The 13,305-nt window shown below is 43.9% G+C and carries 8 protein-coding genes; all 8 read right to left on the reverse strand.

Features of this window, described 5'->3' with window-relative positions; genetic code table 11:
• Window positions 1–45 precede the first annotated feature (45 nt).
• Window positions 46–1,368 (reverse strand): MutS-related protein, encoded by a 1,323-nt coding sequence (locus tag HQN86_RS08430; RefSeq protein ID WP_172660567.1) that lies wholly within the window; start codon window positions 1,366–1,368, stop codon window positions 46–48.
• Entirely contained in the window at window positions 1,365–2,717 is a 1,353-nt protein-coding gene (locus tag HQN86_RS08435) for a MutS-related protein (RefSeq protein WP_172660568.1), read from the reverse strand. Before HQN86_RS08435 ends, HQN86_RS08430 begins: the two co-directional genes overlap by 4 nt.
• A 4-nt stretch (window positions 2,718–2,721) precedes the next feature.
• Entirely contained in the window at window positions 2,722–5,022 is a 2,301-nt protein-coding gene (locus tag HQN86_RS08440) for a Gldg family protein (RefSeq protein ID WP_172660569.1), read from the reverse strand.
• Window positions 5,023–5,041: 19 nt separating this feature from the next.
• Window positions 5,042–5,962: an ABC transporter ATP-binding protein gene (locus HQN86_RS08445; protein ID WP_172660570.1), complete on the reverse strand. Its 921-nt coding sequence runs from the start codon at window positions 5,960–5,962 to the stop codon at window positions 5,042–5,044.
• 88 nt (window positions 5,963–6,050) lie between these two features.
• Window positions 6,051–7,433 (reverse strand): RagB/SusD family nutrient uptake outer membrane protein, encoded by a 1,383-nt coding sequence (locus HQN86_RS08450; protein ID WP_172660571.1) that lies wholly within the window; start codon window positions 7,431–7,433, stop codon window positions 6,051–6,053.
• Complete coding sequence (locus tag HQN86_RS08455) at window positions 7,433–11,020, reverse strand: SusC/RagA family TonB-linked outer membrane protein (RefSeq protein WP_172660572.1); 3,588 nt, start codon at window positions 11,018–11,020, stop codon at window positions 7,433–7,435. The genes HQN86_RS08450 and HQN86_RS08455 overlap by 1 nt, the downstream gene beginning before the upstream one ends.
• A gap of 139 nt (window positions 11,021–11,159) precedes the next feature.
• On the reverse strand, window positions 11,160–12,239 hold the full coding sequence (locus HQN86_RS08460) for a FecR family protein (protein WP_172660573.1): 1,080 nt from the start codon (window positions 12,237–12,239) through the stop codon (window positions 11,160–11,162).
• Between the two features lie 211 nt (window positions 12,240–12,450).
• Window positions 12,451–13,041, reverse strand: coding sequence for an RNA polymerase sigma factor (locus HQN86_RS08465; protein ID WP_172660574.1), 591 nt, complete (start codon window positions 13,039–13,041; stop codon window positions 12,451–12,453).
• Between the last annotated feature and the right edge of the window lie 264 nt (window positions 13,042–13,305).

Consider the following 13,305-nt stretch of genomic DNA (forward strand, 5'->3'; position numbering starts at 1 on the left):
ATTTTTATTAACTCAGGTGATGGATCCCATCACAATTTATTTATCTTAACTTTTAAGCAGGTCTAAAATCCCTTCATTTTCAATAATGAGCATTCCCTGACGGTCCGTTGTTATACCCTTTTCTAGAAGGTAGGTGTATCTTGGCACTTTTCCATCCATCACCGTAGGCAGATAGGCAAACAGCACATTATCCGTTGACTTTTGCAAGGCCTCCCCCACTTCAATGATGTGAGTTGAAATGATGAAAAAGCATTGCCTGAATTGTGCGAAAGCAGTAGTTACAGACAGCGTCGCATCGTAAGCATCCTTAACATTGGTCCCTTTAAACAGCTCATCAAATAGCACCAAAAAGCTTTTACCACTGGCCACTTCTTCTGCTGCTTTTTTCACCCTCAAAACCTCTGCGAAGAAATGACTATACCCCATGTTTAAGCTATCGGGAACATTAATGGAAGAGTAAATTCCATCGCAAACTGAGAAACGCATCCCTCTAGCAGCAAGCGGAAAGCCCATGTGCGCAAGATAAAGCGCGATGCCTAAAGACTTCATGAAGGTAGACTTCCCAGCCATATTGGCCCCGGTCAGGAAAATCATGTTATTGTGTTCACTAAGACTAACAGGGTTTGCCACGCCCTTAATTAATGCCGGATGCCAAAGTGCGGCAATTTCTATTATTTGTTTTCCCTTGGGTACAGCCTGTGCACAGGCGAAGCCCTGAGCCTTTCCAACTTTGCCCACGGCAAGATAAACATCGAGCCTATAAATACATTCCAGTAAAACCTCAATATTGCGACGAAGGGTGTGTTTCAGCACATGGTCATAAGCCGCTAGTTTTGGTGTAGAAAATTCATTGTCGCCCCTTTCTTTTAGCACATTACGGAGTGAAGGCATTGCCAGGATACCCTGAAGAACATGAAGTTCCTCATCAAAAGGTGTCGGATTGGATTCCTGGAATTGCTCTAGAAAAGCGCTTAAAGCGTTTAACAACTTTATCGTTGCAACCAATCCCGCCTGGAGCGCGGAGTATCGCTCGTCCTTCAGCAGTGCGGCCTGCATCTTTTTAGAAAAAACAACCATCAGTGCGGCAGGATAGTTTCTCCTGCTAGCGGTGCTGAAATAATTTTCTACGAGCTGGAATTCAACACGGCTAAATGGAAAATCCAGGTTCTTACCTTGAAAATAACAAAACAACTCACTCCGCTTGTTGATGGTGGTAGCATCCGTGAGGGGATTTTTAAAAAACTGCTGCAAAAGCCTTTCACCACCACTGGTGTGTACTTTATTAAACATGGCAAAAACGGAACCAGGTGTAAACTTACCTAGTAAGTTCAAATCCTCAAGCGTTTGTTTGTCTACTGTGAAGCTCATATTTTTTGTGTATTTAACCGCTCCATGCCCGAAGCCAAAATATCCAGTATCCCCTCGTTTCTTATAATAATCATCCCATGCCTGTCGGCCGTCAAACCTTGCTCCAGCGTGTAAGTATAAATGGGCTTGTTCCCTTCCACACGGGTTGGCAGATATACAAAATTGATGTTATCACATCTCTCCTTCAGTACTTCTCCTGCTTCAATAATGTGTGTTGAAATGACAAACATGCTGTTGCGTTTCCCTGCGAAGGCTTCAGTAAAAGCAATCGTCGCTTCTGCTGCATCCTTCACATTCGTTCCCCTGAACATCTCGTCAAAAAGAACAAACAAATTCCTGCCCAGCTTGAGTTCCTGTGCTATTTTTTTTACACGCAGGACCTCCACGTAAAAATGGCTTGCTCCCATACCCAGATTATCTGGCAGGTTTATCGTGGTATAAATTCCATCCAGCACAGAAAACTCCATGTATTTGGCCGCAACCGGGAAACCCATATGGGCAAGAAAGAGGGAGATGCTCAACGACTTCATGAAGGTTGATTTCCCAGCCATATTGGCGCCGGTAAGGAAAATCACATTGCTATCAGGTGTAATGTTTATTGAATTGGCCACCGCGTTTTGTAGCTGCGGATGATATACTCCCTCTAGTTTCACCACATGCTGCTGCTTAGGTAAAGCCTTGGGAAAAACAAAGGATCGTTCTACTGCCACATTCGCCACAGAGAAGTAAACATCCAGGCCGTAAACATAGTCCAATATTCTAAGCACCGCATCGCGATGGCGAAACCTGAAAACCTCGTCGTAGGTCATATATTCATTGGAAGACAGCCTTGCTCCAGCAGGCAACACGAGGCTTTCTGTAATTCCTGGTAAAGCCAGCAGGTTTAATAATTCTGCCTTGTCATGCTGGTAAAAATCAAGATCTCCCATATTCAGCCCGTTTAAAAACTGGTGCAGTTCTTTCAGCAGCTTGATCAGGGAGGTGATTCCAGCGTATATACCAGAGGTAACGGCATCAAGGGCAACCAGATTGCTCAGCTTTTTCGCTATTGAATCATCTTGCGCAGATAGTTTTGTCCTTGTGTCTGTATTTCGCATATAGGATTCCACCGGGTCAAAATGATCCGTACTAAAGGGAAAAGACCTACCGGAGCTGGCAAAATACTGTATAACTTTACTTCGCTGATTGATTTTAGCATCATCTGATAACGGAAAGCGAAACATTCCTTCCAGTATCGCCGCTCCCCCCCTTGTTTTGGTCCTGTTAAAAATCTGATAAATGGAATCTCCGCCTGATTTACTAAAAAGGTTCAGGTCATCTATAGTTTGCTGATCGGTAAGGAATGCCATTTCTTTATTTTCTTTTTCTTCTGATCAATATCAATGTTCCGATGGCCACCATCATACCTGGAAATACCCAAAGAAAGGCGATACGCAGGTATTTAATTTGGTCCCTTTTAATTAACAGCGTGGTATCCTTCGCTGAAGGACGGTAGCTGCTAATTGGAAACTCTCCATAACTTAACCAGCTAAAAATTCCTGTATTGAAGGCAAAGTTGGCGGTCCTCATATTGAAACGGTTCAACTCTATATTCGACATAAAGTCGGCGTCACCAACAACAACGATGCGCTGTTCCTTCCCTTTTGTGTTCCTGGCTAAGCTGACCGCAAGTGGGAAAGACTTCTGCAAATCACCCCGTTCAGGTTCAAATTTCACCTTTGCGGAATCCGTTACAAATTTGTCCTTTTTGAGCCAGCTTCTTCTTTCATCGGTTACCAGCAAAGGCTTAATGATATATCCGCTAGAATTTTCAATACCGAGCGCCGTGGCCATGGGCATTGAAACCACTACACTGTCGTAATGCGCGGCTACAAGTGGCGGATAGAGCTTGGCGCCCGTGCCGGTTAAAAACGGCGCGGCAAGGTGGGGCTCCAGATCTCTACTGGCCTGCACGATGGCCCCAGCCATCAGTTGAACGCCAAACTGTTTTAATAGGGGATTAAGCATGGCCTGTTTTCCAGGCTCACCGGAAATCAGCAAATTTCCACCATTGTCGATGAACTGCTGCAATTTTGCCGTCTCTACATCGTCCAGCTCAGTTTTCGGATCAGCCAGCACCAGGGCAGAAGTGTTTTTAGGAATCGATTCGCTTTGTAAGGAAATGGTATCCACATCAAAGCCCTGATTAATCAGCGAATTCCTGAAATTCTTCAGGTTTGCCAAAGCACGGTATTCACGGTCGCCCATTTTGTTGATGTTACGCTCCAGATTTCCGGTTACAAACAGGATTTTTGGAATTTTCGCAAGAAGCAACCTTTTTAGTGCAGCAGAAATTTCGGTCTCGGATGGCCAGTGGTCATTATCAGGAAATACCCTTAAAAAAGTTTGCCTCCCTTTATATTTGAGCTGCATAATGTAATAATTGGGTTCCTGAGAAAGGTCAACCATTTTTCTGATCTCTTCAGGGCGCTTAAACTGGCTTAAGCTGATCTCCGCAGTTTTGGCGGATTTTGCCGCGACCTCGGCCAGTGTTTTACCGGGGTTGGCTTTCTTCATCCCTTCGCCAACACCCAGAGTATCATAGTACAATACCGTTTTCAATCTGATATTGTGTTTGAACCTGACATAAGGTGCCCAACGATTGATATTCAGCTGGTAGGATTCCGGTTTTGCGTCTTCCATAAATCCGCCGAATAGGTTTGCGTACCCGGTAACCTCAAGTGGCTCATCACCCAGGTCCTCCACAATTTTCTGTGTGTCTGGCTTAATCGTATTGTTTTTATCCCTGGTCACGTCAAAATAAACAATGAGTTGGGGAATGGAACTGATGTAACCAATGGCTAGCGTAATGAGGACAATCATACTGTAACCCATCGCCTTTTTTAGTGTGGACATGGTTTCCATTCCAGTTTTAAGTTTAAATATGGTCAGCTGCAGAAACATAAAAACGATGGCGAGGAAATAAACAATTCCATTGCTCGTGATCAGTCCTGCCAGCATCCAGTCCGTTCTGCCAGCGACAGAAAGAAAGTACGTAACGTCCCTGACGAAGGGCACACCGCTCCATAATCCGGAAACATTATACAATATCCCGAAAGTAACGAACGTACATACAGCGGCCACAATCTGATAAGTGGTCAGGCAGGACATAAAGATTCCTATCGCAGAGTAAGCGCAGAGCAGCAGGAACAAGCCCAACACACAGCTCAGCAGCAAGCCGGTATCCGGGTTGCTGACTGTGAAATAGCTGGCAATAATGTAGATGGAAACGATACCGATCATCAGCATGCTCATGACTACCATTGCAGCAAATTTTCCCAGTACAATGTCCCGAACCCGGATCGGCGACGAATATAAAAGCCGGATGGTACCGCTGGATGTTTCCCGGCTGATGAGCCCCATGGTAAGTAACGGAAGGTAAAGATAAAGGTTTCCCATCACGTTAGAAAGGACGCCCCTTCCTCCGGAAAATATCGAGGCAATGATACTAAAGGGAATTTTATACCCCCCGTCCACCGTTAAGGCAACATCGTCAAGCCCTTTCAGGTAGACAAAGCCGCACTGAATCATAAAAATAATGATTAGAAACCAGGCGATAGGAGAATAAAACAGCAGTTTAAGCTCCGTTTTAGCCACTCGGAAAATTGTTTTCATTAAGCTTTTTTTGATATAATTAGTTTTGTGACAATTGTTTAAATATTTCCTCTACAGAGTTTTTTTCAAGCGCAATTTCCTGTAAACGCCAACCGTTCGCTACGCTTTTGGCTACGATGGTCTCGGCGATCCCCGCCTCTCCGCTGAAATAAAGACGGACAAGCCTTTCGGTGAGCAGCTCTGCCCTCATGATTCCATCAATGGCTTCCAAAGCAGCGATTTCAGGCATATTGTTGAAATGAATCAGCATGCTGTGCGGCTCTATGTAATTGTTGAAGGCATCCATTGTATCTTCAAATACGATCCTTCCGTTCTCAATCATCTTAATGTCCCGGCAAAGTAGCTGTACTTCGGAAAGAATGTGTGAGGAAAAAATCACAACTCTGTCTTTAGCGATGTCTTTAATCAGGTTTCTGACCTCAATGATTTGATTGGGATCTAGTCCATTTGTAGGTTCATCGAGCACGAGTACATTGGGGCGGTGTACAATAGCCTGGGCGATGCCCACGCGTTGTCTGTACCCCCCGGATAAGTTCTTGATCAACCTGCCGCTGAAATGGTCTATTCCGCAGCGTTCTTTGGCTTCCTTTACGGCATCTTTTCTAAGCTGTCCTGACATATCGCGTAAACCTGCACAATAATTAAGGTACTCATCCACGGTCAGGTCCATGTACAAAGGCGGGTTCTGAGGCAGAAAGCCGATCTCCATCTTCGCCCGCTTTGGGTCATCCCTAAAGTTGATGCCATTGATGTACACATTTCCCTCCGTCTGGTTCAGAGAGCCGCAAAGAATGTTCATCGTGGTGGACTTTCCGGCGCCATTTGAGCCTAAAAGCCCAACAATGCCATACTGGCTAATTTCCATGTTAATGTCGCGTATCGCCCAACTACTGCTATATCGATGCGATAAATTCTCTATTTTTACTATACTTTTTTCCATTAAATTGGGCTTTAAACTTCATAGGATATCCCTCAATCTATTGATGGCCCGAGTTGGGCACATCAATAGAGAATCAACTTATTTTAAATTAATTGGGATTTTGAATCAACTCAGGGTTTTGATTCACAATAATTGTTGAAAATGGAAAAACATATCCATTGCTATTGGGTTCCAATGTATAGGTAACCCCATTAAGTACCCTTGTTACGGTTTTAGCAAACAATGATTCCTTATTTAGGCGCTTCTGGTCAAACCAGCGAAGCCCTGTTCCAAACAGTTCCCTTCGACGCTCATTAATCACTAATTCCAATGCCTGCTGGTCACTCGTTGCGGAAAGGTCTACGTAATCAGCTTCCAGGAACCTGAATTTACGCAAGTCATTCAATGCTTGTAAGGCGTCTGCACGTCTTCCGGCACGTGCCAGGCATTCTGCCCGGATGAGCCAGGTCTCGCCAACTGTTAATCCCACACATGCGTTGTCAGCACCAGCTCCGGCAAAAAATCTCCTGCCTGTAAAGCTGGGAGAACCACCGTCATCTCCTGCCTTGGTAAATAGGGTATATCTCAAGTCTTTAGTACCCAATAAGTTCAATAAGTCTTCGCTCAACTGCAGGCCGCTGTAACTAAGTCGAGGAATTTTACGTAACAGAACTTCTTTATTTTGTATAAGCGTAGGGAATGCCGCATTAACGAACAGTTTATAATCATTAAGTCCGTTTGAAAGTGCTAATGCTTGTTCTGCTGCTACCTGGGCGGCCTCAAAATTACGCATATTCAAATGCACCTTTGCCAATAGCGCATACGCGCTGCCTTGATACGGGTTCACTGAATTCGTTTTGACAGTGGGTAGTAAAGGAATAGCAGTTTCTATATCTTTCAGCACCTGGGTATAAACCTGAGCAATAGTGGCCCTTTGCAAGTTTACAAACAGCTTTGCTTCCAATAAAAGCGGTACACCGAGATCAGTGCCAGCTGTCGAAGCATCGTATTGCTTCCCATGTGAATTTACCAGCGTAAAATAAGTAAACGCCCTTTGGATAAGTGCTTCCGCATAAATCTCATTCCGTTCTGCCAGTGAGCCATTTTTACTCTCCAATACACCTGAGATCACGGTGTTAGAAGTATATATTGCTTTATACATGGAATTCCAGTCAAAATCATCTTCTTTGTCGATATAGAATGGTTTTGCCCAGGTATATTGCGCAACGTATACACTATTGTAAGAGATATCACTTTGGAGGTTTGGATCTTTGAGATCAATGTCATCACAACCTATAATGGCTGCATTTGCCGAGCCAAGTTCTAAATCGGATCTACTGTTCATCAGTAGGCGGTAATCATTTGTATATACTAAAACCCGCTGGCCTTGCACCGGAACATTTTCTACATATTTCCGGCAGGAAAGTAAGGTTACGACAGTTATAGTGAGGAAAAATACTTTAAATACATTCATGGTGATTTCTTTATGCATTATAAACTTAGGTTAAGTTGAAATGAATAGCTACGCGTAGGAGCCAATTGGTAAGTGTTGCTTACATTGAATAAATAGTCCGGATCAATCTTCTCCTTATTCTTTGCCCAGATCATGCCCAGGTTTCTGCAAACCGCAGATAAACTCAAGGCCTTAATACCCATTTTGGCCACCACCCGCTGAGGAACCGCATAAGACAGGCGCACCTGATTCAATTTTACATTGCTCCGGCTTCTCACCAGTAAATCCGAATTGGAATATCTTTCTACACTGGTTCCATAATTAAAACCCTGCGAATAATCCGATGTAATTCCTGGAACGTTGGTCGTCAATTCATCACCTGGCTTTCTCCAGCGCTGTGCCAAATCTCCGGCACGACTTAAATAAAATCCGGTTTCAGCAACTGAGGGCCTTAAAAAAACACCACCGAGTTGGTATTGAAATTGAAAACCCAAATCAAACCTCTTGTAGGTCACATTAGTACTGTATGCACCAAACCACGGAGAGGCCGTTCTTCCTGAATACGACTTCACGTCATAAAAAGGAAAATCCCAGGTATTATACAACTTGCCCGGCTCTTTGGGATCCTCTATTAAGGTTTCTCCTTTTGCATCCAGTCCTGCAAACTTATACGTAAATAAAAAGTCTGTCGGGTAACCATCGTAGAATGCCTCCTCTCCTTGCGGAATCGAATTGGCGATAGGCAATTTAAAACGCTCATCATGAATGATATTGGTATTATAAGATAAATTGATCGCGTTGTTCCATGTCACTTGTTTAGATTTAGCGAGCGCGAAGGAGAAACCTATATCTATACCCTCTGCGTCTAATGTGGCGGCATTAAATAAAGTTCTTGTAAAACCGTAGGTTCCGTTGATGGGCAAGTCATAAAAGATATCCTTAGTATGTTTTTTATAGTATTCCAGTGTTCCAGAAATGCGGTTGTCAAAAAGGGAAAAGTCAAGTCCATAATTCAGCATTTTGGTTTTTTCCCATGCCAGATCTTCTCGTGCGGGCGTTCTAATACGTGCAGTCGGAAGGAGGGAATAATCATCTGTCCCCTGTAATTCGATTACTGTTACCGGTGCATAGCCCTGTGGGGCATTCCCTGTAAAACCAAAAGTAAAACGTCCGGATAAAGCGCTCAACCAGTCCACATCTTTTAAAAAGCTTTCCTTTTTCATGTTCCAGCTTAATCCTCCAGACCAAAGCGGGATGGCTCTTTTTCTCCTTTCCACACCAAGTAGGTTTAAATCGTCAAAACGTGCACTTCCCGAAACCGTATACTTGCTATCATACGTATATGAGGCAGTTGAATAATAAGACAATGCCCTGGTGGTTCTCTCTACAACCGGCGAGGAGGTAGCCCCAATAGCCGGACGGTTCCCTGTTAGATCCAGGTAGCTTCCATTGGGATTTACTGGCGTAAAAGCATTGATCTCTTTATTGTAGCCGTAACGGTTTTCTCCACTGGCTCTATTAAAAACCTCACGGATTTCATTTCCCAGTACAGCATTCAAGTCATGCTTATTGTTCCAGTTTTTATTTACGTTTACCTGCCCCCTTAAATTGTAGCTTTTGGTTGTTCCATTATTTGTAATCAACTTTCCACCAATAGGAAGGCCATAAACCAATTGTCCTGCAGAATTTACAGAAGTCGCCCTATTTACCATTATCCTTGCTGCATAGCTATCCGGTTCCTGATAATTTTCACGCTCGTTAAAATTCCGGCCAATATTTCCAGAGATCGAAAAATTAAGCCAGGAAGTAATCTTAGTTCTCACATCCACATTCAGGCCCAAATTGTTACTCGTATTCATGGTATTGTTATAATTCAATTCATCCAGAGCTGAATACCTGAAAGGCAGGTATCCCCGGCCCTCTAAAGTCCGCGCCCTGGATGGAATCGTAAAGATATCATAGTACATTGTGCTTCCATCCGGATTGACCAGCAGATCATAAGGGCGCAGTCCAAACGGAGACATGCTCATCCCAAGCGCAGCGGCGGGATTAGTTTTATCCGTAGTATTACCGTAAGTCAGGGAAGTATTGATGGCCACACATCCTTTTAAGAGACTGGAAGTTGTTGATACATTAAAGGAGTATCCTTTATTCTTATTGCTTTTATAGATCCTGTCATCAGTATAGTAATTACCTGACATGTAATAAGAACTGTTTACACCACCGCCAGAAAGAGATAAATTATATTGTTTTGTGGCCTGCCGCTGAAGCAGGTATTTAGAAATCTGATCTGCATTATCATACTGCGCCAATGCAGCAAGTTCCCCATTCATCTGGGCTTCAGAAATTTCACCACGTTTGTTTCTAAAAATGATGGCTTGAGCCTGGGTCAGGTTCCCTGATATATAAGATGATTGTGTAACGTCGTCCACATAATTTTTATTGATCATATCTTTTTCCAGATCAATGTAATCAGCGACAGACATCATTGGCCCATAATCCGTCCTAGGTTTTGCACCGGTGCTATAGGTTGTAGTAAAGTTGAGTGATGGCGCCGAATTTTGCCTACCTCTTTTAGTCGTAATCACAATCACACCATTTGCAGCCTGGATTCCCCATATAGATGCTGCTGCTGCATCTTTTAAAAAAGTGATCTGTTGAATATCATCTGGATTAAGCAAATCCAATGCACCATTTGCGATAGAAATCTGCGATGGAAAGCCATCGACAACCAAAAGGGGCTCTACGCTCACCTGAGTATACTTACCGACGATGGTGGAGATACCACGTATGTTAATTGTCCCATTGCGACTGTTACCAGCTGTCGTCTTTGTCGAAATATTCACTCCTGGAACCAGACCTTGCAAACGTTCAAGGATACTGACCGTTGGAAATTGTGCGATCTCCTTAGCGGTTATGATCCCAAATGAACCAGTTGCCCGGTCTTTATTCAGATCCTGGTAGCCCGTACTTACAATCGATACATCCTCCAGAACAGCCACCAGGGGTTTCATGGCGATTACCACACTGGTTTGAGCAGTCAGCCTCAGCGTATCCGATTTATAGCCGATAAAGGTCGTAATCAGGGTTTCCTTACCTGTTAGGTTAAGCAAGTTAAACGATCCGTCTGATGCCGTCCTTGCACTTTGATTCCTGCCCAGCACAACAACGCTTGCGCCAGGCATCGGTTCACCTTTTTCATTCATCACCAGGCCTCTTATATCAATCCTGAATAAAGCAGTGCTTATGCGGTCGATAAAGGAACTTTCCTTCTTCAGTACAACGACCATTTTATTTTGAATTTCAAAACTCAATGGCTGGTCTTTGAAAATCAGCTCAAGTACTTCAGAAAGTTCCATATTCTTTACGCGAATATTTACAGGATCAGCGGTTTTCAATAGGTTGCCGTCTGCAACGAAATCGTAACCACTCTGCAATTTAAGTTGGGCAAAAATCCTTGCTAATGGTGCATTTTTCTCCGATAAGGAGATTTTCTGTGCAAAGCCTGCCGCGGCAACTTGCATAAGTGATGCTAACAATATCACGCTGGTTAATCGCATAATGAGCAAAATTTTAGGGTATACGCCTGATGGCATACCGGGGTTTCTGGTATATTTTGTATACATTTAGTCTAGGTTTGGTCTGCAGCATACCCCTACTTTCCACGGGAAAGGTTACTGCGGGTTCGGTTGATCAGTTGATTTTTGGCCTAAAGCCAAACTTAATCCAGGTTCCGGTCTCCGGGATCTGGTCATTTTTTTGTATTTATTTCTTCACGTAGACCCTCCTTCCTTCAACCTTAAAGTGAACTAATTTTGTAGCTTCCAAAGCCTGGAGTATCTGGCTTATATTTTTGGATCGGGAAACATTCCCAGAAAAAGTGCCTGTCGGAATGCTGCCTTCGTAAACTACCTCAATATTATACCATCGGGCAATGTCGCGCATAATCCTCTCTATAGTAATCTCAGTAAAAATAAAGTCGCCGGTTTTCCAAGCTGTATTTTCTTCCAGGTTTGCCTTGGAAATACTGATTGACTCTCCCCTGAGTAGGGATTGCTGTCCCGGACTCAGCACAATTTCGTCTTTATACCGAATCTTTCCTTTGCTATTCCAGGCAGCTGCTTCGAAATCTACACGCACACTTCCTTCCTGTAGGGTCGTTATAACGTCGGGCTCATCTTTATACGCCTTAATATTAAAGTGCGTTCCTAACACCGTTACATCCTGTCCATTTGTTTCCACGATAAAAGGCTTGGCTTCATCTTTTTGAATTTCAAAGTAAGCTTCTCCCGACATCTTAACCTTTCGGCTTTTTAACCCAGTGAAAGAAGCCGGATATGTTAGTGAGGAGGCTGCGTTTAGCCAAACCAACGAGCCGTCGGGCAATCTGACCCGGTAGGTCTCTCCCCGGTCGGTAGAAAGCATATTCATTCCCCGCTGTTCTGTCAGACCATTGTCTACGGTTTCATAGGTTATTTCCCCATCTGCTGTTTTAGAGATGCGTACCCCAGATTCAGATGCAAGCGCTCCGTTAAGGGCTGCGGACAACACGATTTTTCGCCCACTCGCCAACGTCAGCGTTGCTTTGTTGATTCCTGGGGCAATATCCTGCGCTGCAGCAATGGGATTCGTGCGGTTATCATCGTTAAAAAAACCGCTCCTTAGCAATAATGAAAAGGCGATGATTGCGGCAATTGCCGCAACGCCAGCCAGGCGCGGCCATAGCCTGCTCACTTTTTTGAGCTCCTGGGGCTGGCTGGTCACCTCTTCGAAAATTTGAAGTGCCCGGAATTCGCTGATATCCTTTTCGTAGCTTTCACTCAGCTGATAATCCGTTTCCAGCAAGCCGAACAGTCGCTGCTCCGCGCCGGGTGTATTCAGAAAAGTATTGAACGCTTCCAATTCAGTAGCAGTAGCTGTCTTTGCAGAGAACTTCGAATATAAATCGACGACCCTTTTGTCTTCCCAGTTGACCATATTGTATTGTCTAAGGATTATCCCCTTTTTAATAATAATCCCGGAGAAATGCTTTAGGGGGTATGGAGAAGGAAAAAAATTAAAGTAGTTTAAAAAGAATCAGCATAGCGGTCACGTCGGTGTGTGTTTTCAGGTATGCCCGGAGAAAGCGAAGAGCCAACTTCATGTAACTTCTGACCGTCTCGACACTTAAATTCATCTTTTGAGCAGCTTCCTCATACTTCAGTCCTTCAATGTGGCAGAGTTCATAGACCAGTTTCTGCTGAGGGGGCAATAGTGCAATGCCATCTGAGAGTAGTTTCCTGGTATCGGCCAGCAAAATTTCTTCCTCTGTTCCATTATCCTGCTCAGTCCACCCTCTTCCAAGTTCCGCGTCTGTTTTGGCTTCAAGCACTTTTCTCCTTAGCAACTGAAAGCTGCGGTTGCGTGTAAGTGTGGTTAAATAAGCCGCCAAGTTACTGTGTTCGGTAAGCCTGCCTGCGGTTTGCCAAAGTTTGAGCATGACCTCCTGCAGGACTTCTTCTGCAAGCAAATCGGACTTCAGCAAATACAAGGCCCTAGAATAAACCAGGATACGGTAATGATCATAAAGCATTTTAAAAGCATACTCGTTTCCCTTTGCAACTTTAAGCAGCAATTCACTTTCCTCAGTAAGGGGCTTAACTAACATAACATGCTTAAATATCAAATATACGTGTTTAATTAAAATAACGGGTAGTGTGACCCGCCGCCGTAGTCCATATCGGTATCATAAAAAGTAGAACAGAAGAAATATTTTGTCAGGATGTAACGCAGCCCTGTCATGTATCCTTTATCTGTGTTCCTCATCAAGTTTAACAAGCCTGCTTGTCAATGACATAGCTTTCCTCATTGCGCTTAACCTCAGGCTGAATTGAGCAGGCAAATTCAAGGGGGGCTGGCTTTTGTTTGTGCA

The sequence above is a fragment of the Pedobacter panaciterrae genome (assembly GCF_013204795.1).
GTDB classification, from domain to species: Bacteria; Bacteroidota; Bacteroidia; order Sphingobacteriales; family Sphingobacteriaceae; genus Pedobacter; species Pedobacter panaciterrae.